Below are 24,222 nucleotides of genomic sequence, written 5' to 3'. Positions count from 1 at the left end.
CGCAGTGGAGGCTAGATACCGAACCCACTGCGGTCTAATCCGCGGCCGCGGCCGATGTAACCATCGGGGCCATCGGTGCGGTCGCGGTCGCCGTCCGCCGTCGCGAAGTACAACTCCACGGTCGAACTGTCGGGATCGGGGTATTCGATGCGGCCGCCGATCCGCTCGACCGTCCAGCGAACGAGCCAGAGACCCACGCCCCCGGCGTGCCGCGTCGGGCGTTCGTCGAGGTCGTCGAAGACCGCCCGCTCGACTCGGGGGATGCCCTCGCCCCCGTCCGATACCGAGAGGACGGTCTCGTCGGGGTCGGATTCGACGGATACGATGATCGGCGGCGCCCCGTGCTCTGCGGCGTTTTCGATCAGTTCGACCACCGCGAGCGAGACGCCGTCGTCGCCTCGGATACACGCCTCCGGCGGGAGGGACGTGGCGATTTCGGCGTCCGGATAGCCCGCGCTGATCTCCTCTATCGCGGCAGTGACGTCGGCGACCAGATCGCGAGTGCCGACCGCCGTCGACTCGTTGTTGACGACGTCCCGGAAGTGGCGGGCGGTTTCACTCTGTCTGAGGAGGTCGTCGCCCGCCGCCTCTATCCGCTCTGCGGCCGCCCGAACGTCGGGGTCGTCGTGATCGAGCAACTGTTCGGCGTACCCGGTGACGACGTTCATCCGATTGCGGACGTTGTGACGCAGCACCCGATCGAGCACCGAGAGCCGCCGTCTGTTTCGCACCCACTCCGTGACGTCCCGCTGAAAGCCGAGGAAGTTCGTGACCGTTCCCGATTCGTCGCGGACCGGCATCACGTCCAGGGCGTTGTAGAACGGCTCGCCGTTCTTCCTGTAGTTCACGAGAATTTCGCTCACGGGTTGCTGCCTCTCGATCGCTCGCCGAACTCGTGCGGCCGCCTGCCGGTCGGTCCCGTCGCCCTGCAGGAAGCGACAGTTCCGTCCGAGCGCTTCCTCGCGGTTGTAGCCGGTGGTCTCGACGAACTGGTCGTTGACGTAGATCATCGGATTGTCCGGTAGCGTCGGATCGGTGATCGTGATTCCGATGGTGGCTTCGTCCATCGCGCGCCGGTACAGTTCGAGTTGGTGCTCGCGCTCGATTCGCTCGGTGATGTCCTGAACGAGGACGAGCAGTTCGCTCCCCTCGCCGGTTCTGACCGTTGCCACCTCGCAGATGGCCGTGCGGTCGTCGAACTCGAACGTCAGTGTTTGGAACGTCGGCCCCGCGGGGTCGACCTCCGACGGTGCCGCCGCGAGCAGTTCCGCGAGCGTCGAGCGATCCCTGTCCACGACGAACGTTTCCAGCTCTGTCCCCTCCAGCGAGTCGGAATCCCGCCCCAGAAACCGCTCTGCGGCCCGGTTAGTCGCGCGGATCTCCGTGTCGTCGAGCAGGAACTTCGCGTTCGGAGCCAACTCGAACAGCCGTCGATATCGCTCTTCAGTCTCCCAGAGCTCCAGTGAGATCCGTCGACGACGCGCGAGCGTGTCGACCCGAAACCGGAGGTGTGCCGGATCGATCGGCGCGGTCATCACGTCGTCGACGAGTCCGCGAATCGATGGACTGACCGACTCGAAATCCGCCCCTCGTTCGTCGATCAGGAGACACGGAAGAAAGGTATGCGGACGGGATCGGGTTTCACGGATTTCGTCGGCGAACTTCCGGAGTTCGCTTCGGTCCGCGAGACAGACGTCGAACTCGGGAAGCGATCCGTCAGAGGCGGTGCCGTCGGCAGTCGGATCGGCGAACTCGTATCCCTCGGTGCTCCGGACCCAGTCGACGAGGACCCGTCGGTTCCCCGGGTTCGAGACGAGAACGAGGACGCTCGTTCCGGGCGCCGGTGACTGCTCACTCGTCATTCGGGAGGATCAGCGCTTTCGGAGCGATCACTCGGTTCGATCCTGCGGTGATGGTCGGTCGGCCCCGCGGTGTCCTCGGAACCGCGCGGATCGAACACGGGGTCGGCACCCCACTCCGGCGTCCCCGTCAGGATGCCGCGGAGGCCCGTCAGGGGCTCGCCGACGTGAATGCCGTCACTGCGTATCCCGAACTCTCGGAGCGTGCGCTCGAAGTCACCCGTCCGCTTTTTCAGCACCCCGATCGCCTTCCGCAGTTCTCCGTAGGCTTCGAGATAGCGGAGGAACAGGAGGTTGTCCGCGAGGTAACTGAGGTTCGAGCTCGTCGGCTCGAAGTCGCCGGTGACGTTCTTCATATCGTCGATAAAGACCGCCGTAACCCCCATTCGCTTGAGGTACCGGCCGAGCGCGTGGAGCTCGCGGATCAGCTCGTCTCCCTCACCGCGGATCGACAGCCGGTAGCCGGAGATCCCGTCGATGACAACGAATTGGGTGTCGCGCTCCTCGACTTCCCGTCTCACGCTGTGGGCGAACTGATCCGGAGAGACGCGCAGCGGTTCGACTTCCTCGACTGAAAGCGTCCCGTCGGCTTCGAGTTGCTCGATCGGAAGTCCGACGCTCTCTGAGCGGTGGACGAACGTGTCGCGCGTCTCCTCGAACAGATAGGTCACCGCCCGCGCGCTCGCCTTTGCCGAGGCGACCGCGAGCTGCGACGCCGTCGTGGTCTTCCCGACGCCGCTCGGACCGCTGATCACCGTCACGGTCGAAGATTCGATCCCGCCGTGAAGCAGTTCATCGAGTTCCTCGACGCCGGTGGAGAGCGTCGTCGTCGAGTGTGTTCGGTCGTGTGCGTCCGGGACCAATCTCGTGAACACGTCGATTCCGTCCCCCGAAATTTCCAGTGTGTGCGCGCCCGAAAGGAAGCCCGACCCACGGAGCTTCGTCACTTCGATCGTTCGCCCGTTCTCCGCCTGGGCGACCGTGAGGCTTCCGTCACACAGGTATTCGAGCGTTCGACGCTCGCCCTCGATCGCCGCCTGTGAACTGAACAGGACGGTCGCGTCCTGATCCGTCAGATACTGCACGAGACCGGCGACCTCCTGGCGGTACTGGTACTCGTTGGGCGCGAGGTACTGAAGGTACGTCAACGGGTCGATAAACACCCGGTCGGGATCGGTCCGCTCGACCGCTTCGACGATCCGATCGGCGATCCCGGACCCCTCCACGACGTCCGGTTCGAACACGTCGTATCGGTCGTCGATAACGAACTCCTCGGCGTCGGGTGAGAGATCCAAGAACTCGATCTCTCCCGTGTCGAAGCCGAGTTGTCTGGCGTCCGCAGAGAGGTCCTCCGGATCCTCCTCGAAGGCCACGAACAGCGCGTTCTCGTCCGCGTCGACCCCCGCGGTCAGGAAGTGGAGGCCGAGGATCGTCTTACCCGTTCCGGCACCGCCGGTGACCATATACGCTCGCTCTCGGGGGAACCCACCGCCGAGAACTTCGTCGAGACCAGCGATTCCGGTCGAGAGACGTTGAGGGCCACTCATTGGAGGATTGGAGAACGGAGAGGTATTGATAGTTGGGATATCCTGTGTTTGTACTGAAAATTCGTGCTCCGCTGGGGGTCTCTCGCAGGTGAGAGGCAGTCCGGCCGGAACTGAAGCATCTCAGTCCTGCAGATACGACGGACACCGAGCCGACTCCGCACTGCCCGCCACGAACGGCAACTGGACGAACTCGGCATCGAAGCACTTCGTGTCGAAGCCCTCGGAGTCGAGAGCGGGGGCGGAATCACCGTCGGAGTCAGCGGGTGGTCCGGAGCCACCGTCCGGGTCGGACTCGGGTTCGACACTGACCGGAAGCGAACCGGGGTCGGACGCGAGCGCGTCCGCGACCTCGTAGTCGACGAGCGCGAGTGCGACCGGCGCATCGAGCGTGGGACTCACCGTCGCCCGCGTGAGTTCACCGACGGGTTCGTCGTCGGCGACGACGGTCGAGCCGGATCCGGGGATCGAATCGCCCGCCGGATCAGCCAATCGGAGCCCGATCAACTGCTGGCTGGGACGGCCGCGGTTCTCGACCTTCGAGACGACCTCCTGGCCGACGAAACAGCCCTTTCCGAAGTCGAGCGCGTTTCGGAGGCCGAGCACGTTCGGGATCCTGTCTTTCAATTCGGTCTCGAACAGCGGCGTCCCTGCTTCGATCGTCAGCGTCTCCCACGTGCGGTAGCCGAACGGGACGGCGTTCATTCCGAACGTCAGAAGCGTCTCGAAGACGCGCTCGGCGGCGTCAGCGGCGCAAACGACCTCGTAGCCCTCCTCGCCGGTGAGACCATCACCGGCGATCACGGTGACGCCCTCACCGCCCATCGAGCCGCGGACGAATGTCAGCCCCGGTTCGGGCGAGCCAGCGCCATTGAAGACGCTCGCGATTTTTTCCGTCGATTTGGGGCCGTGAACCCCGAACACGGCGAATTCCGTCGACGCCTCCCGGATCTCGACGTCCTGAATGAACACCTTCTCCGACCAGTCCTCGACCAGCGGCCGCGCGCGCGCTGGCGGCGCGAAGCAGAGCAACCGTTCGCCAGCGTTGTAGACGTACAGGTCCGTCTCGATTCGCCCCTGGTGATTCAAGAGCAGCGCGTACACCCCTTCGCCGTCGTCTCGCGGGACGCGGTTCGAGACGGTGTCGTCGACGAACTCGATCCGATCGTCGCCCTCGACGACGACGACGCCGTAGCCCATCTCGATCACGCCCGCACCGTTTCGGACCGCGCGGTGCGTCCGCTCGGGACGGCCGTAGTCGGTGACGACCCCGCGACCGCCGCGCTCCTCGAACGTCGCACCGTGCTGCTCGTGCATCTCCGTGACGACCGTCATTACACTCCCGTGCGCGCTCGACGGGGAAAACCGCAGCGCCCTCGCGGTGGGACAGGTCGCAACGCCCTCGCGATGGAGCGGACGCAGTCGTCACTTCCCGCCCGAAGTACGCGTCGCGGGCCTGGGTTTATATACGAAAACGGCACCAGTCCCGCCGTGACGGAGCCATCCCTTCGCGTCGGGCCGCAGTCTCCTCGCGTGCGTCGGAGGCCCTCGCGACTTACGAGGGACCGGCCGCTCGGGCGGGTGTCAGCTGGTCGCCACCGTCGAGCGGGACCGACGGCTATCGGCCGTTCACAGTCCAAATCGGTCGCGAAGCACATCCACGAGCCCCTGTTCGTCCGCGTGTGTCGACTCGGGGTCGGGCACGACACGGTCGTCGACGAAGATGACGACGCGCTCGTCGTCGCCGTTCCCGACGGAGAGGAGGTCGTCCTGCTTGAGCGCCGCCAGCGCCTCTTCGATCTCGTCGATATCGGCGTCGACGGCGGCGCGCACCTCGAAGACGGTCATCCCCTCCTCCGCGCGATCGACGAGCGCGTCGAGCACCGCCACTTCGACGTCGCGTCGGTCTCTGAATTCGCGCCGCGCTCTCATAGGTGCCCGTTCGCTCCCGTGGGGTTTACGCTTACCGCCGCCGCGCGCGACGACGGCCTCGAAGTCGCTCTGCAGCGTCTCCGCCCCCTCGATCAGACCGAACTCGTCAGCCGACCGTCTGACGCAGGAGGTACACTTTTGGCCCTGAATGTCCGAACGTCGGATAATGGGACTCAAGTGCCGTCTTCTCGGGCACACGTACGCGGACCCCGAGGTCCAGCGGAGCCGGGAGGAACAGGGGGACGAGGTCATCGTCACGATCCGCGAGGTGCAGGTGTGTGAGCGGTGCGGTGCCGAACAGGTCGTCAGCCAAAACAAGGAGGTGACGGCGATTCGCACGCCCGAAGAGGTCGGCCTCGGCGGCACCGCCGCCGGAGGAACGGACCCGGAGCCAGCACACGGCGCGCAGCCGTCGTCGACCGCGGGGAGCGACGGCGAACCGTCGGCGGAAGAGAGGGCGTCGTCAGCGCCTGCTAACGTCGCGTCGGCAGACGCCGAGGAGGCCGAAAGCGTGGATTCGGCGGCCGATGCGGACGCGCCCGACGCGTCGACAGCCGCCGCGGATGCGGAGGCGGAGGAAGCGACGGAGACAGACGCTTCGGACCCGGCGTCGGACGGTCCGATCGGCGAGGCGGAAGCGGAGACAGACGGCTGGGAAACCGGCAGCGACGACTGGGAGGACGTCGAGGCCGACCCGGACGCGAACGACGCCGTCATCCTCGGCGAGACGGACACCGAACGCGACGAAACGCAGTGGCCGGAGGACTCCGGCCCCGACCCGGCGAATGCTGCACAGCAGTCGCAGGCGGCCGAGAGTGGTGAGGCCGCAACCGACGAACAGGTGACGAACGACGCCGAGATCATCGACGGCACCGACGACGTCGAGCCTCGGGAGCGCGGCCACGGCGAGTGGCCCGAACGGGACGAGGCCTCCGATTCCCAAGCCGAAGAGGCGGGATCGAGCGGATGGCCCGACCCCAAGGGCGAAGACGAGGGGTTCGACGCCACAGCAGATGTCGAAGACGACGTCGAGTTCCAAGGTAACGGCCTCACTCCGGAGGTGAACGGCCGCGCAGCACTCGACGACGACGGCACAGTGCAGGGAATCGCCGCCGACGGAGAGCACGCGACATCCAGGGCACACCGACAGGCTCGCGAAGACGACGGGTTCGCTCGCGCGAGGGAGTCGACGACGTTAGAGTCCGACGTGCCGGACGACCGCGTCGAGTTCTACTGCCCCAACTGCGGGCACGCCAACAGTGCGGGCGCGTCGTCGATGCGCGCCGGGGATATCTGCCCGGAGTGTAAACGGGGCTACATCGCCGAGCGCGAGCGGTGAGTGTGAGGATGTGCGTGAGCGTATCAGCGACCGACGAAGGCGTGACCAGACGCCGACGCGAACGAGGCCGCGAAGGTGAACAAGCGCACCGCTGTGACGCCGCTCGGCCGGTGACGAAACAGGTAAACCACCACCTACCGAATCAGCGCCCATGAAGGAGTACAAGATGCGTCGCGGGGAGACGCTGGAGGATCGCGTTCCGGATATCGAGACGACCGTCCAGGAGTACTTCGGTCCGATCACGGGGACAACTGAGTACAAGGGGAGCGACCTCCACGTCATCGACGAGCCGGACAATCCGGTGTTCGAACGCGTCGTCGTCGGGGCTGTAGCCTACAGCGGCAAGAAGGATCGGCTGGCCGTCGAGTTCGAGGAGCGCGATCCGACGGAACTGTCCCCCGATGACCTCGAAGCCGCGGGCGACGCGGTCGACGCGAAAAACGACTTCCTCCTCGAAGCGACCGGTCGGGACGCGAAGTCGCGCCGCGAGTCGATGAAGCGCGACGTCGAAGACGACGCCCCCGACTACTGACGCGACTCGTTCTCATTTCGCCTGACGCGGATTTCACCGTCCTCAACGAAGGGCACCGCGAGGTCCGCCCGTGCGCTTCGAGCGGATAGTACGGACCTCCCAGCGATCGACGTATCACCGTTCACTTCGAGACCCACGACCCACCGAACCGGAAGCCCAGACCGGGTGAGGAGAGCTGTGAACGAACGATCGTGAGGTTCGAAGCGTCCGTGCGAACCCGCTGAGTTAAGTGTCGGGCTCACTCGTAACGACACGATGGCCTACTACGTGGGCGTCGACCTCGGGGCGACGAACGTCCGGGCGATCGTCGCCGACGGCGACGGCACAGTCGTCGGGCGCGACGACGACAGTACCCCGCGCGCGCCGACCGGGATCGCCGTCACCGAGGCGGTCCTCCGCGTCGCCCGCGAGGCGTGCGACGACGCGGGAATCGATCCGGAGCGAGTGAACGCGGCTGGGATCGGTGCGATCGGTCCGCTCGACCTCGCCGAGGGAGCCGTCGAGAACCCGGCGAACCTCCCGGACACCATCGATCGCATCCCGCTCACCGGGCCGCTGTCGGTGCTGTTCGACACCGATCGGGTGTTCCTCCACAACGATACGAACGCGGGCGTCATCGGCGAGCGGTTCTACTCCGAACGGAACCCCGACGATATGGTGTATCTCACGATCTCCTCGGGAATCGGTGCGGGCGTCTGCGTCGACGGCAACGTCCTCTCCGGATGGGACGGAAACGCCGGAGAGGTCGGACATATGACGATCGATCCCCAGGGATACCTCACCTGCGGCTGCGGGCACGACGGCCACTGGGAGGCGTACTGCTCCGGAAACAACATCCCGAAATACGCGAAATTCCTCTACGAGGACGACAACGTCGAAACGGCACTTCCGGTCGATGATCCCGACTTTTCTGCCGTCGACGTCTTCGAACACGCCGGAGCCGACGAGTTCGCCACCTACGTCGTCGAGCAGCTCGGCCACTGGAACGCGATGGGGGTCGCGAACATCGTCCACGCGTACGCGCCGCTCATCATCTACGTCGGCGGCGCGGTCGCGCTCAACAATCCGGCACAGACGCTCGATCCGATCCGCGAGCGGATGGACGAGATGGTGATGTCGAACGTCCCCCAGATTCAGCTGACGACCCTCGGAGACGACGTCGTCGTGATGGGCGCGCTCGCCAGCGCGATGACCGGGGGAACCGGCGATCGATCCCGGCTATGAGCCGCCGCGAGACGCTGAATGGCTGTGACGCGCTGGACGACGGTGACGCACGCCATAGCGGTGGCGCACTGTACCGCGGCGACGCGCTGGATCGCCGCGACGTGTTGCGGGCGAGCGGCGCGCTCCTCGGTGCGGGCGTCGCCGCTGGCGTCGGCAAAGCCGTCGGGAACGCGGGAGTGGCCAGCGCGCATCCCGGCCCCTACGAACCGTACGGCTCCCTCGACGTCGAGGGCGCGAAGGAGGCCGTCGTCGACCCCGAGAGCGACGTGGCCTATCTCGCGACCACAACGGGCTACGCCGCTGTCGACGTGTCGGCTCCCGACCGGCCGCGACTGCTCGCGGACGTCCGCGAGCCGCTCGCGGACCGAGAGGGCGGCCCGCTCCGCGGCATCTTCGACGTGAAACTGGACGCGACCGACCCGACCACGCTTCTCGTCGTCGGCCCCGCGAACCCCCTCCGCGGCGCGGTTGCTGGCGCGCTGGTCGTCGACGTCTCGGACCCGGAAAATCCCGCAGAACGGGCGTTCCACGAGACCTCGTACCCGATCCACAACTGTTTCGTCCGCGACGGAATCGCCTACCTCACCGGCAACGACGGCGACCGAAACCCGCTCGTCCTCCTCGACGTCGCGACGGGCGAGGAGCTGGGTCGCTGGGCGCTCGACGACGCCGACGAGACGTGGAGCGAGGTACCGAACGCCTCCCGCAGCGTCCACGACGTGTTCGTCACCGAGACGACGGCCTACGTGGCGCTGTGGGACGCCGGAACGTGGATTCTCGACGTATCGGAGCCGACTGAACCGGTCGCGGTGGGGCGCGTCGACACGCCGGATCCCGCCTCCCTCGCCGAGTGGTCACAGGAGAAGGCTCGACGGGAGGCGACGCTCCCGCCGGGGAACCACCACTACGTCGCGACCGACGACTCCGGCACGCTCCTCGGCGTCGGCCGCGAGTCGTGGGCCATTCCCGGAGCCGACGCGGGAACGGCCGAGGCAGAGGCGAAATCGACGTCGCGTGGGACGGACGCGGGGGAGATGACAACGAGCACAACGGTTGCGAAATCGGCGACTACGAGCCCGAGTACCCCCGAAACTGAGTACGTCGGCGGCCCGTCGGGGATCGACCTGTGGGACGTCTCGGATCCCGCTGCTCCGGTGTTGCAGTCGACGATCCCCGCGCCCGCCTCGCCGGATCCGACCTACGGCGGCGTGTGGACGACCGCGCACAACTTCGAGATCAGCGGTGGCGTCCTCTACTCGTCGTGGTACCGAGGCGGGGTCAAGCGTCACGACGTTTCGGACCCCGCGGCGCCGCAGGAAGTGACCTGGTGGCGCGACCCCGAAGCCGCGAGCTTTTGGACAGCGCGACTCGCACACGCTGGCGAGCGAGAGGGGTTCTTCATCGCGAGCAGTTGGGGCGTCGGCGACGGCCCCGAACGGCTCTACACGTTCCCCGACCACGCGGGTGAGCAGGCCGACCCGCCGTCAACGCTTCCGAGCGGCACGGCGACGCCGCACACGCCTCGACCGGCCGCGACGAGCGAGTCGGAGACGACTGCGACGGGGGGGGATTCGGACCGGGAACCGGATTCGCAACCGACGGCGACCGACGAGAGCGGTGGCGGCATCAGTGCCCCGGGATTCGGTGTCGGTGCCGCCGTGTCCGCCTTGGGGCTGGCCGCGTGGCGACTGCGCCGACGCGGATGATCGTATGCGGACGATCACAGCAGACGGGTGAACGGTGACACACAGACGGCAGTGATGCACGGACAGCAGTGGCACACGGACGACCGTGATACACTTTTCTCAGGGCGAGTGCGGGGCGAGCAGAACCGCAAAGTTCCAAAGCGTCGAGCCCGAAGAGGGTGTAATGAGCGATTCCGAGGACTCTCTCCGGCGGCGCGTGGAGACGTGGATGGCCGGGCAGATGCCGATCATCCAGATGCACGGCGGCGAGAGCGTCGTCCGGAAGGCCGACCCCGACACCGGCGAGGTCGTCGTCGAACTCGGCGGCGCGTGCGCCGGCTGCGGCATCTCGAACATCACGGCCGACAACATCACCGCCGATCTGATGATGGAGTTCGAGGAGATCACGGACGTTCGCGTGAAGGTCCCGAGCTCGGGAGATCACGGGAGCAGTACGGTAGAAGGCGGTCGCGGCGGAGAGCTCCAGTACGGCACGGACGACCCCGGTCACTTCTGAGTGTCGGCGACGACACGGGGCTCGGAAACGAGACAGTCGTCGACGACGAGGCGTTTTTGGTTCCGCAGCGCCGTCGGTAGGTCGTGAACGACGCCGACGCACCCCGGGAGTTCGCCTTCGAACTCGCGCTCTGTGCGCACCTCGAAGAGACGACGGAGTGGGTGCTCAGCCGCCAGCTCGGCGCGGCGGTCGACCGCTCGGGGCGGCGCATCGTCGACGTCGTCGGCGTGGTTCCCGGTCCGGACTTCGAGGAGCGCGCCAGAATAACGGATCGATCGATTCCGGTTCGAGCGATCGAAAGCGGCGTCGGCGCGGGCGAGGCCGTCTCCCGGTACCGCGCGCTCCGCGAGTCGTGGAGGCTCCGCGAGGAGGTCGTCGAGCGGGCGATCGACGTCGGATTCTTCGAGCGCGAGCGACGGAAGGGCCGGGAGTATCTCCGACGGACGACGCGGTATCCCGACGGGTGGTTCGAGGGGCTAGTCGGTATCGAGAACAAGCCGGATCTCGGCGATCCGGGGGCACTGTCGCGGCAGCTCCGGACCGACGTCTCGCTCGGCCTCTTCGAGGAGGTCGTCTTGGCGACCGAGAGTCACGTCACCCGAGCGCACCTGAATCGGATCCCGAGAGCGGTGGGGGTCTGGCGGTTCGATCCCGAGACGGGGCGAAAGGAAGTAATTCGCGAGTCGACGTCGCTTTCGACCGAGAGCGCGGGCGTCGAACTCGTCGAGGAGCGACCGCTCAGAACCGACGTCGCGATCGTCGGCACTGACGAGAAGGCGCGGGCGCGGAGACGGATCGCGGAACGAGCCTACGGCAAAGGGTGGCGGACCTACGATTTTCCGGCGTGTGCGCACGCGAGCGCGACCGCTGACGGCCGTCCGTACTGCGCGCAGTTCGAGTGCGTCGTCGAACCGAGCCGAGCGTGCGGGTCCGAGTGTACTGGATACGCGCCGGGATCTCCTCCCGAGGTGGCTGCCGACGAACACCGTGACTCGCGGACGTCCTGGCGGCGCGATCCGCCGGGCGTGGTTCGGCGGCAGACAGGGTTGGACCGGTTCGGATAGTTCACCCGGAATCGGGGACATTCGTTCCAAGGATCTGAAAACCGGCCGGGGTTTATACTGACTTTCCGGGCCAACGTTGAGATGTGAGGTGACGCACGATGGCCACATTCACCCAAACGACGATCGCGAATCCGCTCGATTTCGACCTGCACGGAACGCTCGCGGGGTACTGGGTCGCCGTGCTGCGGGTGGTGACCGGGTACTGGTTCCTCCACTCCGGGATCACCAAGTTTGCCTTCGTCTCGGGCGAACCCTTCAGCGCGCAGGGCTACCTCGTCAACGTCGGCGCGAGCAGCCCCATCCAGGGCTTCCTCGTGTGGGCGGGGCAGACGCCGTGGATGGTCGAGTTCGCGAACGTTATGGTCCCGGTCGGGGAGGCGCTCATCGGACTCGGGCTCGTCGTCGGCGCGCTCGTCAGACTGGCGAGCCTCTTCGGCGGAGTCCTGATGACGTTCTTCTACCTCGGGAATGCCAGCTGGGCGCACGGCTTCGTCAACGGCGACCTGATGGGGTTGCTGCTGTTCGTCACGCTTGGCGTCCTCGGCGCGGGTCGCGTGCTCGGCCTCGACGCGGTCCTCGAACAGACGAGGCTCGGGCAGACGCGGGCGGCGAAGTATCTGCTCGGGTGACCGCAGCTTCACCCCCGCGGTGAAGACCCGCGGCAAAATTCGTTCTCGACGCAAGAATCGGATCGAATAGCGGCAAACGGATTAGACGGAGACCGTACAGCCGTCTCGAGCGGCGACGACCTCGCCGTCGAACACCTCGGCGACTTCGGCCTCGATCGCGTCGCGGTCGGGGTAGGGCGTGAAGTGCGTTAGCACGAGCGTGTCGACGCCTGCGTCGGCTGCGATCTCGCCCGCCTGCGTCGGCGTGACGTGGTAGTTCAGCAGGACGCTCCGCCGCTCCTCCTCGTACGGTTCGGTGTATCGCTCCCACACGAAGCCCTCCTCGGGCGTCTCGCCGACGGGGACGATGCCACACGTCATCACGAGGGCGTTTGCTCCCGCGGCGAAATCCGAGAGACCGTCGAACTTCGCGGTGTCCGAGGAAAGGACCGTCGTCGCGCCCGTCGATTTCTCGGTGAACTTGTAGCCGTACGTCTCGATGGAATGCTGGACAGGGAGCGTTTCGATGTGGACTTCGTCGGTCTCCAGTTCGAACCCCTCCGACACCCGCGTCGTGGCGATATTCTCGATCCCTTCAGCCGGATATCCCGCTTCCTGCCGGTAGGCGATATCCTCCTCCCAGAGTGAGTACAGCCCGTCGACGAGGTCGTCGGTACCGGTGGGACCGTAGATCTCCAGCGACTCCCGGCCCGCCGTCCAGCCGACGATCGCGAGGTGGAAAAACGAGAGGTTGTGGTCCATGTGATGGTGCGTGAACAGCAGGTTCTCCACGTCGCCGGGATCGATCTCGTTGCGGAGGAGTTCGTACACCGTTCGCGGCCCGCAGTCGACGAGGTACGGTTCGCCCGCCACCTCGACGACGATCGCGTTCCCCGCGCGATCGAGCGTCGGGATCGGGTTCGCCGTTCCGAGAAGCGTCGTTTTCACGACGGCCGCACCTCCGTGCAAATCGGTTCGAGGGTCATAGATAGTCATTCGCCATTTTTATTATATACATTCTGGATGCTGCAGAATGAGGCAGTTTTTGTCGATATTTCGGAGTGTGTTCGCGAGAGTGAAACTTTTGTACATCCGTCGATACTGCACGGTATGGACGGTCGAACCGGTCGCGGAAACGACGGGCCGAACTACGTCGAGGCCACCCAGAAATCGATCGGCGTGCTTCGGTTCCTCAAGGAGAACGGTCCCGCGACCCTGTCGAAAATCGCCGAGGAGACAGACAGTGCAAAGAGCACCGTCTACCGCCACCTCCGAACCCTGGAGGACGCGGGGTATCTCGTCGAGACCGACGACGGCTACCGGATCGGACAGCTGTACCTCGATTACGGCATCGAGGCACAGCGGTCACACCCGCTGTATGACGCCGCTAAGCCGAAGGTGGACGCGCTGGCGGAGAAAGTCGGCGAGAAAGTGTGGCTGGTCGTCGAGGAGAACGGATACGCCGTCTACCTGTATATGCAGTCGGGCGAAGAGCTGTACCGGTCGTTCACGCGGGTCGGTTACCGTGGGCACCTCCACGCGTTTTCGGCGGGGAAAGCCATCCTCGCGCAACTGAGCAAAAACGAAGTGAACGCGATCCTCGACCGGCGAGGGCTTCCGGCGTACACCGAAGAGACGATCACCGATCGAGACGCGTTGTTCGCCGAACTGGATCGGACTCGACAGCGGGGATACGCGCTTCACCTCGAGGAAGCGGTAGACGGCGGGAACGCGATCAGCGTCCCGATTCAGCGCGAGGACGGGTCACCGATCGGATCGATCTGCGTCGCCGGACCCGCCCACAGGCTGAACGAATCGTACCTGCGATCGGAGCTCTCGGACCTGCTGCTCGGGACGAAAAACGAGATCGAACTGAGTATGCGATACGAGGCGTAAGCTCGGTATAAATACGAAGTGTGAACACGTTTTAGAGAGGGCGTGTGAACTCGTTTCGTTCGTGCGAACGCCTCGGGTTGCGAGCGTCCGGGTTTCAGCAATTCGCTATGACCACAGAAAACGCCATAGAACGGGCGTTCGACGGCAGCTACCGTCCACTCATCGATTCCAGAACAAATAGATAATAATTCCTACACGATTGTATCAGGTTCTCTCGCTCGCTCGGTGGGATATTCGGTGTTCCGTCTAATAGAACATAATTAATCGTAACAATTATAGTCGATACTCGGTTCCAAACGAGTAGCATGACGATGAGAACGTCTCTCACACGGCGCGAATCGCTCAAAACGATCGGCGGTGTCGCCGCGTTGACCGGGCTCGCCGGTTGTTCGGGCGGCAACGGGGGCGACGGCGGTGGCGGAGACGGTGGCGGCGACGGCAACGGCGACGGCTCGTCGTCTGACAGCGGCGGATCCGACGGCGGGTCGGGGTCGGAGCCCGAGTCGGTCTCCACGTTCGGAATCATCTCCGGTCCGCAAAACGGCGTGACGTTCCTGATGCACAACGCCGCGGCGGGCGTCCTCGACAGAGAGAGCGACGTCGGCCTCGACGTGGTCTCGGGGACCAGCGGGGAGTCGATGGTGCGGCTCGTGAGCGGGGACGAGGAGCTCGCGTTCGGGACGGCGTTCGCGGGACTCAACGCGATGAACCGCGAACAAGAGTTCTCGCAAGTCGAGTTCAATCACGAGATCTACCAGATGATGACGCAGACGACGCTGATCGAACCCATCCTGGTACCCACCGATAGCGAGTACGAGTACTGGTCGGACCTCGAGGGCGCGTCGATCGCGACGGGGACGCAGGGGTCGACGTACCAGGCATACTACCGGGCGGCACTCGATCTCGCCGTCGGCGAGGGCAACTACGAACTCGTCCACCAAGGCGCGACTGAGATCCCCCAGGAGTTCAGCGCCGGTCGGGTCGACGCGATGGGCGGCCCCGGCATCGTGAGCGGACTGACGCCCGGCTTTATGCAGCAGGCATACTCAGACAACGACGTCCGGCTGCTGGGGCTCACCGACGAGACCGAGCAGGCCATCGAGGACCACGAGTGGCTCTCGATGGAAACCCTCCCGAACGGGGACTTCGGCGACAGCATCGAGGAGTACACCGACGAAGGCGAGACGACGACGGTCCGGGTCGACTATCCGCACTACACGACGGACAAGGTCGACGCCGACAGCGTGTACAACCTCCTCGACGCGCTCTGGAGCAACCGCGACGCCCTGATCGACGCCCACGAGGGCTGGCGGCTCTTCGAGGACGACGAGGTCTGGACGAGCACCCTCCATCCGGACATTCCGGTCCACCCGGGTGCAGTCGAGTTCTTCGAAGAGCAGGGGCTCTGGAGCGACGACCTCACCGCGGGTAGTTTCTGATTCGGAGCGAGAGACACAATGGCCAATCTCCGCGGGTTTATCGAACGACATTCGTGGCTCCGAGCCGCGGCCATCGGAGCGCCCGCCGTCCTCCTGTCAGTCGCCGTCATCGCCTATGCGATGCGATCGTACCTGCCGAAGCAACTGTTCACGAACCTCGTGCTCGGCCTCTCGTTAGTCACGTACTTCCTCGGTCGGGCGCGGGCGGAAGTAGACGACGCGGACGGTCGATCCTCGCGACCGCTCCTGTTGTCGTGCGCGCTCCTGATCGTCCTGTCGATCGCGGCCGTCGCGTACGTCCATCTCGCCTTCGATCGGTGGCTCGAAACCGGCGCGTTCGTGATCTACAACAACGCCGACCTGATCACGGGGGGGCTGCTGATCGTCCTCGTGACGGTCGTCACCTCGGACAAGTTCGGGCACTTCCTCGGCGCGCTCGTCCTCGCGACCGTGCTGTACGGGGTCGGTGGTCCGTACCTTCCGAGCATCCTCAATCACGGCGGATTGACGCTGGAGACGATCGTGTTCAAGAACACGATCTCGCTGCAGGGCGTCTACGGGTTCCTGACGCAGATCGCGGCCACCTGGGTCGCGATCTTCGTCATCTTCGCGGGCATCGTGCGGATGTTCGGCGGCTTCGATCTCATCCTGGAACTCACAGAGCGGTTGGAAGGCTCGTTCAGCGGTGCCGTCCCGCAGACCGCGGTCGTGTCGAGTATGTTTATGGGAACGATGATGGGCGGGGCGGGCGTCAACGTCGCCGCCACGGGCTCGTTCACCATTCCGCTGATGCAGGAGCGCGGCATCCTCGGCAAGCACGCCGGGGCGATCGAATCGGTCGCCAGTACGGCCGGACAGGTCCTCCCGCCGATTATGGGTTCGGCCGCGTTCATCATGGCCGACATCCTCGGGATCGCGTTCGCCGACGTCGCCATCGCGGCGGCCATTCCAGCTTTCCTGTACTACGGTGTCACGAGCTACGGCGTGTATCAGTGGTCGATCTGGTACGACTGGGAGAGCGGCGGGTCGGAGGCGGAAGACAGTGCGCCGGAGAAATCTCGGACGGAGTTCTTCGTGCAGGGCGCGCAGTACCTCATCCCGTTGGTCGTACTGATTTACCTCCTCATCGTACAGCGGTTCGGCCCGCTCTACAGCGGGCTGTACACGGTGTTGACGCTCTTCGCGACGCGATTCGTGTACCTGCAGCTCCACGACGGGATCAGTCTCTCTACGTTCCGGAAATACCTCAGACAGTTCTTGAGCGGGCTCCGACACGGCGGCGAGTCGGCCGCGCCGTTCGTCGCGCTGCTCGCGGCCCTCGCGGTCGTGATCAACATCTTCGGCGCGACCGGCCTGACGAACCGAATCACGTTCGCGCTGTCGACGCTCACCGGCGCATCGTTCGTCGGCATCCTCGTCATCAGTATGATTCTGGCGTTGCTCTTCGGCCTCGGAATGCCGACCCCGGCGGCCTACCTCCTCGTGGCGACGATCATCGCACCGGTCATCGTCGAACTCGGTGCGCTCCACAGCATCGTCGTCGAACCGATCACTGCGCACATGTTCGTCTTCTACTTCGCGCTGCTCTCGGCGCTCACGCCGCCGGTGGCGCTGGCGGTCGCGATGGCGATCAACATCTCCGGATCGGACTTCATCGAGACGGCGCTCGCATCGATCCGACTCGGTGGTCCGACGTTCCTGATCCCCTTCGTCTTCGTGTACAACCCCGCGCTGATCTTCTGGTCGTTCCCCGAGACCCCCATCGCGCTGTTGGTCCAGGCGATCGGGCTGATGGTCGCGCTGTCGGTCACGATGGGCATCGAGTTCGGACGGCGGCTCCCGCGGTACGAGCGGGCGCTCAGGGCAGTTCTGTTCCTGGTGATCGCGTTCGGCCCGAGCCTCGCGATCCAGCTCACCGGGGTTGCGGTCGTCGCGCTGACCGTGCTGCTTCGCGGGGGATTCCCACAGTTCAGCTCCGCTAGTCAGTGAGAGTCCTCCGTTTTCACCCCGCTTCGGAGCGTCGAAGCCCGTGACGGGCATTTCCGTCACCAGCCGGATCGAAGCAGCCCCGCACCGAACTCGGAAGCGTGGAGATAATTCTCAGAAATCGGAAGCGTGAGGCTAATTCTCATATCCTCTGGGTGCGAAACGATAGCTGAGCTATGAAGAACGATTTCCGAGTCGGGCTGATCGTACCCAGTTCGAACGTCACGATGGAGACGGAGATTCCGGCGATGTTACAGGCCCGTCCGGATCACTACGCCGAATCGTTCACGTTCCATTCCAGTCGGATGCGGATGCAGAGTGTGACCCAAGAGGAGTTAGCGCGTATGGACGAGCAGTCGGAAGACTGCGCGACGTTACTATCCGATGCCCGCTGTGACGTCCTCGCCTACGCCTGCCTCATCGGCATTATGGCGCAGGGACCCGGATACCACGAGGAGAGCGAAGCCACTCTCCGTCAGCGAACCGTCGAGAACGACGCGGAAGCACCGGTCGTCACGAGCGCGGGCGCCCTCGTTCGGGCGCTCGAACGGCTGGAAGCCGAAAACGTGGTACTGATCGCGCCCTATATGGAAGCGCTCACGCAGACAGTTATCGAATACTTCGAGGACACAGGCGTGGAGGTAATCGACTACGAGACGCTCGAATGTCCCGACAACCTCGAGGTCGCACAACTTGACCAGCGGAACCTGCTCACCATCGCCGAGGACCTCGATACCGAGAACGCCGACGCGCTCGTCCTCTCCTCGTGCGTGCAGATGCCGTCGCTCGCTTCGATTCAGGCGGCAGAGGACAAGTTCGGGCTGCCCGTGTTCTCGGCGGCGACGGCGACCACCTACGAGATCCTCGATCAGCTCAATCTCAGCACGCAGGTGGCGGGAGCGGGTCGACTGCTCTCGGGCGGGATGAACGAACGCTGACACAGCCGACAGGCAATGATCACTGTTTGTCGTCCCCGATCACAGCTCGTACGTCTCGCCGTCGATCGCCAGCGGCTCCTCGAACGCCTCATTTGCGGGATAAAAGTGCGCCGTGTGGACGATCCGCGTTTCCGTCGCGGATAAGTCGCGAGCGAGCGCCAGCGCCCCCTCTCGGGTCATGTGTTTCTGCCCGAACGTCCGCGGGACGCCGTCCGCGCCGACGTGCTTCCCACCGCGAGGGTGGTGCTCGCTTAGCGACGCGGGCACGATACCGTCGGCGAGCAGCAGGTCCGGATCGTCGAGGACCGCCCGCGACGCCTCGGGAATGCCGTAGCTCGTATCACCCGACAGCGACAGTTTCGCTCCCGTTTCTGTATCCTCGATCGCGAGGCCGAAGCAGATCAGCGGCGGGTGGTCGACCGGGACGAGGGTGACCTCCAGTCCGCAGACCTCGAACGGCTCGAACGGCGTCTCCGGACTGACGTGCACTCGATCGAGATAGTCGTACTTCCGCGAGACGGTCTCGGCGACGCTCTCGCCGGTCTGTGGATCGGTTTCGTCGGCGGCGTGGACGGGAAGGTCGTCGAACAGCCGGTAGGCGTTGCCGAGGCCGTCCAAGTGGTCGAAGTGGATGTGCGTGACGATTCCGGCGTCCGGGAGCGGGACCTCCTGCGTCAGAAACTGGTGGCGGAAGTCCGGGCTGAAGTCGACGAGCAGCGACTCGCCGCTGCGCTCGTTCTCGACGTGGACCGAAAAGCGCGTTCGCTCGACGCCGCGGCGGCGCGCTTCCGCGCAGGTGTCGCACTCGCAGCCGACCGTCGGCGTCCCGGTCGTGTCGCCCGTTCCGAGGAGTGTGACCCGCATCGTAGAGGAATGAGAGCGGGCAGATGATAAGCGTGGTCGAAGCGGCGTCCGAAGACGGCAGCCGAGACCGCACTGATCGAGCTACCCTCAGTGGTCGTGATCGTGGTCGTGGTCGTGTGAATGCTCGTCGTCGCCGCCGTTGCCCGCGACGAGCTGTTCGCCGTCGGACATCATATCCATATTCTTGAGGTTGTCACGCTCTTCGAAGTCCTCGACGGCCTCGACGATGTCCTGCTGCGTGAGCGTCATTCTGTCCTCGGTCAGCGCCTCCAACACCGCCTCCCGAAGGACCATCCGGAGGTCCGAGCCCGTGAGCCCTTCCGTCAAATCGGCGACGGCGTCGGGGTCGAAGTCGTCGATGTCCATCCGGCGGGTGATGATCCGGAGGATGTCCGAGCGCATCTGACTGTCCGGCTTCGGGAAGTTCACGATCTCGTCGAAGCGCCGCCACGCCGCCGCATCGAGCTGGTCGGGGTGGTTGGTCGCGCCGATCAGGATCACCTCGTCGCGGATCAGCGAGATGTCGTCGATGCTCTTCAGCAGCGTGTTGACCGCGCGCTTCAGCGCCGCGTGTTCGTCCGAGCGGCGCGTCTTCGCGACGGAGTCGAACTCGTCGATGAAGAGGATACACGGCGAGAGTCGTTTGGCGACCTCGAAGGTCTTCTCGACGTTCTTCGCGGTCTCGCCGAGGTACTGGCTCGTGATCATCGAGAGCTTCACCTCGACGAACGGCAGGCCGAGTTCGTGGGCCAACGCGCGCGAGACGGTCGTCTTCCCGGTTCCCGGCGGCCCGACGAAGAGGATCTTCCCGATTTCGCGCAGGCCGATCTCGGCGAGGTACTCGCGGTGTTCGATCGCCTGCATCAGTTTGTGAATCTCGCCCTCTTGATCGCCCGTCAGCACGAGGTCGTTGAGGGTCATCTCGATCTCCTCGGGCGCGCGGACCTGCACGAGATCGAGCATCTCGCCGTCCTCGTCCTCGTCGAAGTACTCCTCCAGGAGGCTGTCGATCCAGACGCGGTCGGCGTGGATCGGGCGGGTGTGCTCGAGCGCCTCGGCGTGCGTCACGTCGACGCCCTCACGACCCTCGACGGCGGCCGCGACCGTCGGGTTCGTCTCCAGCCGCTCGCGGTCTGCGCGGTCGAGGAACCACTCGATCGCCATCTCCGGTTGCGTCAGCGAGATTCGCCCCGAGAACTCCTCTCGCTGGGTGAAGAGCAGATCGGAGATCGATTCCCACGGGTGCTCGACCCCGGTTGCCTTTCGCGCGACGCTATCGGTGACGACGAGCGGCCGCTCGATGCCGACGACGTTCGGTCCGTCGTCCTCGTCGTCGTCGGACGGCTCCGTCCAGAAGACACGTCGATACCGCGGCGGCAGATCGTTCTCGTCGAGATCACGGTTTTCGCTGTAGAGGTGCGCCGTGAGGAGAAATTCGACGACCTCGAGAGCCCGGTTACTCATCCCAAAGACGTTGCCGACTCAGTCGCATAAGCGCGTCGGAACGTCGGTACCAGCAACCACCGACCACCGTTCAACGGATCGGACGCGAAAACTCCGCGTCCGACCTCTCGCGTTCTATTCCTTTTATCACGACGGCGACGGGAGAGAATACTATGCCGACACCAGTCATCGCCGCCGCGTACCGAACGCCGTTCGGAAAGGCCGGTGGCGTCTTCGAGGACGTCCGCAGCGAGGATCTCTCCATCGCGCTGATCGACCACATTCTGGCCGAAACCGGACTCGACAGCGACGCGATCGACGACCTGATGTGGGGCGTCGCCCAGCAGCGCGGCGAGCAGGACAACAACGTCGCCCGCGTGATCGCGTTGCTCTCCGAGTTGGGCGAGAGCGTCCCGGCGACGACGATCAACCGCTGGTGCGCCTCGTCGATGCAGGCGATCATCTCAGCCTCGGACGCGGTCGCCGCGGGGAACCGCGAGTGCGTCATCGCGGGCGGCGTCGAGAGTATGAGCCGCGTGCCGATGGACGGCGACTCCTATCAGCACCTTCATCCTGAGCTCTCGGAGGCGTACAACGTCTTCCAGCTTCAGATGGGGATGACCGCCGAGAAGGTCGCAGACGAGTACGAGGTGTCCCGCGAGGCCCAAGACGAATACGCGCTGCAGTCGCACCAGCGCGCCGCCGAGGCGACCGAGGTGGGGCGCTTCGACGACGAGATCGTCCCGATCGAGACGGCTGACGAAACCGTCACCGAAGACGAGGGGATTCGCCCCGACACCTCGCTTGAGGCGCTTTCCGGGCTCTCGCCCGCGTTCACCGGCGACGGGACCGTCACCGCGGGCAACTCCTCGCAGGTGACCGACGGCGCGGCCGCCACGCTCGTCACCTCGCGGGCGTTCGCCGAGGAACACGGGCTCGACGTCCTCGCGGAAGTCGGAACCAACGCCGTCGCGGGGGTCGACCCGACCGTGATGGGAATCGGGCCGGTCCCGGCGACGCGTTCGCTCCTCGAACGCGCCGGGACGGACATCGACGACTACGACCTCGTCGAACTCAACGAGGCGTTCGCGAGCCAGTGCGTCTACGCGCGTCGCGAACTCGGCGTCGATCCCGAGCGGTACAACGTCAACGGCGGCGCGATCGCGATCGGGCACCCGCTCGGCGCGTCGGGCGCGCGCCTTCCCGTCACGCTGCTCCACGAGATGCGAACGCGCGACGTCGAACGCGGGCTCGCGACGCTCTGCGTGGGATTCGGACAGGGCGCGGCGATCGAGTTCTCGCGATAGTCGGCGTTGAGGAAAATTCGTGGTAATCGGCGTTGAGGAAAGTCCGCGGTAGTCCTCGTCGAGGAAGGTCGCGGTAGTCCCCGTCGATGAGGGCCGATCTCTCCTTACGCGTCGGGGTTGACGAACTGGATCGCCTCACGGACCGCTTCGCGGCTGCCGATGACCGTGAGACGGTCGCCGCGCTCGATCGTGAAGTCCGCACCGGGGACCTGCGTGTCGCCATCCCGCTGAACGAGCGCGATCAGACAGTCGCCCGGGAGCTTCGGGCCGATCTCGCGCATCGTGTGTCCGATCAGCTCCTCCGTGGTGACTTCGATCTCCTGAATGTCCCCGGTGTGGCCCACCTCGTCCATCCACTCCATCATCGACGGGCGTTCGATGTAGTTGTCCATCGCCTGCGCCGTCGCGAGCGACGCCGAGATGGTCCGAACGCCTAGCTCTTCGAACGCCTCGGCGTTGTTCGGGTTGTTCACCCGCGCGACGAGGGTCTCGGGATCGAACTTCGAGCTGGAGAGCTGCGAGACGAGCAGGTTCACGTCGTCGTCGCCGGTCGCGCCGACGACGATCCGGGCCTTCTCCGCGCCCGCAGATTGCAGGACGTCGGTGTCGGTGCCGTCGCCGTGGTGAACGGTGAATCCGGCGTTACGGGCGGTCTCGACGACCGCTTGGTTCTGTTCGATGAGCACTACGTTCTCGCCGCGGTCTTCGAGGCGCTCGGCGAGGGATCGGCCCACCGAGCCGCCTCCGATGATGAGTACGCGCATTGGAATGATGTCGAGGTGTTCTGCGATCTGTCGGGCGAAGCCGCCCTCGAACACGACGGTGACGAAGATGACGAGAAAGACCGTCCCGACGAGGAGGTCCGCCGACGCGGTTCGTCCCGCGTCGCGGAGACCGATGGCGAAGAGCGTCGCGACCGACGCCGGGATGATGCCTCTGGGGCCGACGAGACTCATGAACCACTTTTCGCCGGTGGTGAACCGATCGCCTGCCGCGGAGAGAAACACTAACGCCGGGCGCAGGACGAGTGCCACGATGACGGCGACGGCCAGTCCGCGGACGCCGAGCGTCAGCAGCACGTCGAAGCGCAGGAGCGCTGCGAGCGCGATGAAGACGAACGAGAGGACGACGAGCGTCACGTCGCCTTTGAACGCCGAAATCTCCTCCTCGTACGGCACGTCGGCGTTCCCGAGCAGGATTCCCGCGGTCGCGACGGCGGCGACGCCCGCCTCCGTGTCGATCGTGTCCGCCGCGCCGTAGGCGACGAGCGCGCCCGCGAGGACGAGCAGCCGAGCGTTTCGGGGGGCGTTCCCCGGCGAGAGGTCCACGTACCGGAGGAGATAGAACAGCACTCCGGCGACGATCCCGCCGACGACGACCCCGACGCCGAGGCGCTCCGCGAACAGCGTCAGGAGCGCCAGGGGCTCGTCGATGCCGACGTTAATCGCGTTGAAGATCACGACCGCGAGGATGGCCGCCGTCACGTCGTTGACGATGCCCTCGGTCTCTAAGACGGCCGCGACCCGGTCGCGGGTCGGGACGACTCGAAGGATGGGCGTGACCACGGTCGGCCCCGTCGCGACGAGGAGCGCGCCGATGAGAAACGAGATGTCCCAGGGCGCACTGAGCAGAAAGTGGACGGCGGTCGCGGTCCCCACCAGCGCGATGGCCGCACCGAACGTGATCAGCTTCACCGTCGCCGCCGGTGCCTCCCCGAGCTTCTCGGCTCGGAGGTGGAACGCGCCCTCGAAGACGATGATCGCCACCGAGAGGCCGACGATCGCGCCCAGCGCGTTGCCGAAGGAGTCCGGCCCCACGACGCCGAGTACCTCCGGTCCGAGGAGGATGCCAGCCGCGATGAGGAACACGACGCTCGGGACCTGGAACCGGTCCGCGAGGAGCTGGGCGATCACCCCGATTCCGATGATCGCGGCGACGATGGGCAGCAGCAACGAGCCACCGGCGGCGGCCACTATCGTCCCTCCATACGTCTCTCTCGGTGGGACGTGAGCGCATAAAACCACGCCTCCGCCCCGTCGATCCAG

20 protein-coding genes are annotated in these 24,222 nt (G+C 65.5%); 12 read left to right on the top strand and 8 right to left on the bottom strand.

Annotated features, from left to right (window positions below; translation table 11 throughout):
• Positions 1–11: 11 nt before the first annotated feature.
• The 4 genes from FJT57_RS11025 to FJT57_RS11010 form a co-directional block, all read right to left on the bottom strand.
• Positions 12–1,862, bottom strand: coding sequence for a PAS domain S-box protein (locus FJT57_RS11025; RefSeq protein ID WP_144905123.1), 1,851 nt, complete (start codon positions 1,860–1,862; stop codon positions 12–14).
• Positions 1,859–3,406: an ATPase domain-containing protein gene (locus FJT57_RS11020; RefSeq protein WP_144905121.1), complete on the bottom strand. Its 1,548-nt coding sequence runs from the start codon at positions 3,404–3,406 to the stop codon at positions 1,859–1,861. The genes FJT57_RS11025 and FJT57_RS11020 overlap by 4 nt, the downstream gene beginning before the upstream one ends.
• Before the next feature lie 120 nt (positions 3,407–3,526).
• On the bottom strand, positions 3,527–4,738 hold the full coding sequence (gene ygfZ, locus FJT57_RS11015) for a CAF17-like 4Fe-4S cluster assembly/insertion protein YgfZ (protein WP_144905119.1): 1,212 nt from the start codon (positions 4,736–4,738) through the stop codon (positions 3,527–3,529).
• 294 nt (positions 4,739–5,032) lie between these two features.
• The gene (locus FJT57_RS11010; RefSeq protein ID WP_144905341.1) at positions 5,033–5,335 is read right to left on the bottom strand and encodes a DUF6432 family protein; all 303 of its coding nucleotides are present in this window, start codon (positions 5,333–5,335) and stop codon (positions 5,033–5,035) included.
• Positions 5,336–5,501: 166 nt separating this feature from the next.
• Here FJT57_RS11010 and FJT57_RS11005 point away from each other — a divergent pair, with 166 nt between their 5' ends.
• The 7 genes from FJT57_RS11005 (at position 5,502) to FJT57_RS10975 (ending at position 12,325) form a co-directional block, all read left to right on the top strand.
• Positions 5,502–6,674, top strand: coding sequence for a DUF7093 family protein (locus FJT57_RS11005; protein ID WP_144905116.1), 1,173 nt, complete (start codon positions 5,502–5,504; stop codon positions 6,672–6,674).
• A 151-nt stretch (positions 6,675–6,825) separates the two neighbouring features.
• The gene (locus FJT57_RS11000; protein WP_144905114.1) at positions 6,826–7,206 is read left to right on the top strand and encodes a DUF5611 family protein; all 381 of its coding nucleotides are present in this window, start codon (positions 6,826–6,828) and stop codon (positions 7,204–7,206) included.
• A gap of 255 nt (positions 7,207–7,461) precedes the next feature.
• A complete protein-coding gene (locus FJT57_RS10995) occupies positions 7,462–8,430 on the top strand; it encodes an ROK family protein (protein ID WP_144905112.1) in 969 nt (322 codons plus the stop codon).
• Positions 8,431–8,516: 86 nt separating this feature from the next.
• A complete protein-coding gene (locus tag FJT57_RS10990; RefSeq protein WP_144905339.1) occupies positions 8,517–10,136 on the top strand; it encodes an LVIVD repeat-containing protein in 1,620 nt (539 codons plus the stop codon).
• A 163-nt stretch (positions 10,137–10,299) separates the two neighbouring features.
• A complete protein-coding gene (locus FJT57_RS10985; protein WP_144905110.1) occupies positions 10,300–10,632 on the top strand; it encodes a NifU family protein in 333 nt (110 codons plus the stop codon).
• A gap of 83 nt (positions 10,633–10,715) precedes the next feature.
• Positions 10,716–11,696, top strand: a complete 981-nt coding sequence (locus FJT57_RS10980) for a DUF5787 family protein (protein WP_144905108.1) — start codon at positions 10,716–10,718, stop codon at positions 11,694–11,696.
• A 98-nt stretch (positions 11,697–11,794) separates the two neighbouring features.
• On the top strand, positions 11,795–12,325 hold the full coding sequence (locus FJT57_RS10975) for a DoxX family protein (protein WP_144905107.1): 531 nt from the start codon (positions 11,795–11,797) through the stop codon (positions 12,323–12,325).
• Positions 12,326–12,406: 81 nt separating this feature from the next.
• Here FJT57_RS10975 and FJT57_RS10970 read toward each other — a convergent pair whose 3' ends face one another.
• Complete coding sequence (locus FJT57_RS10970; RefSeq protein ID WP_144905105.1) at positions 12,407–13,252, bottom strand: MBL fold metallo-hydrolase; 846 nt, start codon at positions 13,250–13,252, stop codon at positions 12,407–12,409.
• Between the two features lie 162 nt (positions 13,253–13,414).
• Here FJT57_RS10970 and FJT57_RS10965 point away from each other — a divergent pair, with 162 nt between their 5' ends.
• From FJT57_RS10965 to FJT57_RS10950, 4 genes are all read left to right on the top strand, one after another.
• Complete coding sequence (locus tag FJT57_RS10965; protein ID WP_162524335.1) at positions 13,415–14,200, top strand: IclR family transcriptional regulator; 786 nt, start codon at positions 13,415–13,417, stop codon at positions 14,198–14,200.
• Between the two features lie 305 nt (positions 14,201–14,505).
• The gene (locus tag FJT57_RS10960; protein ID WP_144905101.1) at positions 14,506–15,639 is read left to right on the top strand and encodes a TAXI family TRAP transporter solute-binding subunit; all 1,134 of its coding nucleotides are present in this window, start codon (positions 14,506–14,508) and stop codon (positions 15,637–15,639) included.
• Positions 15,640–15,657: 18 nt separating this feature from the next.
• Complete coding sequence (locus FJT57_RS10955) at positions 15,658–17,628, top strand: TRAP transporter permease (protein WP_144905099.1); 1,971 nt, start codon at positions 15,658–15,660, stop codon at positions 17,626–17,628.
• A 173-nt stretch (positions 17,629–17,801) separates the two neighbouring features.
• Complete coding sequence (locus FJT57_RS10950) at positions 17,802–18,563, top strand: maleate cis-trans isomerase family protein (RefSeq protein ID WP_144905097.1); 762 nt, start codon at positions 17,802–17,804, stop codon at positions 18,561–18,563.
• Between the two features lie 39 nt (positions 18,564–18,602).
• Here the strand turns inward: FJT57_RS10950 and FJT57_RS10945 are convergent, their stop codons facing one another.
• The gene (locus FJT57_RS10945) at positions 18,603–19,427 is read right to left on the bottom strand and encodes an MBL fold metallo-hydrolase (RefSeq protein WP_144905094.1); all 825 of its coding nucleotides are present in this window, start codon (positions 19,425–19,427) and stop codon (positions 18,603–18,605) included.
• An 87-nt stretch (positions 19,428–19,514) separates the two neighbouring features.
• A complete protein-coding gene (locus FJT57_RS10940) occupies positions 19,515–20,891 on the bottom strand; it encodes an ATP-binding protein (RefSeq protein ID WP_144905092.1) in 1,377 nt (458 codons plus the stop codon).
• Between the two features lie 152 nt (positions 20,892–21,043).
• On the opposite strand from FJT57_RS10940, the gene FJT57_RS10935 reads away from it, so the two are divergent.
• Positions 21,044–22,177, top strand: coding sequence for a thiolase family protein (locus tag FJT57_RS10935; protein WP_144905090.1), 1,134 nt, complete (start codon positions 21,044–21,046; stop codon positions 22,175–22,177).
• A 104-nt stretch (positions 22,178–22,281) separates the two neighbouring features.
• Here FJT57_RS10935 and FJT57_RS10930 read toward each other — a convergent pair whose 3' ends face one another.
• Positions 22,282–24,150, bottom strand: coding sequence for a cation:proton antiporter domain-containing protein (locus tag FJT57_RS10930; RefSeq protein ID WP_144905088.1), 1,869 nt, complete (start codon positions 24,148–24,150; stop codon positions 22,282–22,284).
• Positions 24,151–24,222 lie beyond the last annotated feature (72 nt).

The sequence above is a fragment of the Halobellus captivus genome, assembly GCF_007655485.1.
Lineage (GTDB): Archaea > Halobacteriota > Halobacteria > Halobacteriales > Haloferacaceae > Haloquadratum > Haloquadratum captivum.
This window is presented reverse-complemented; position numbering and strand designations above follow the sequence as displayed.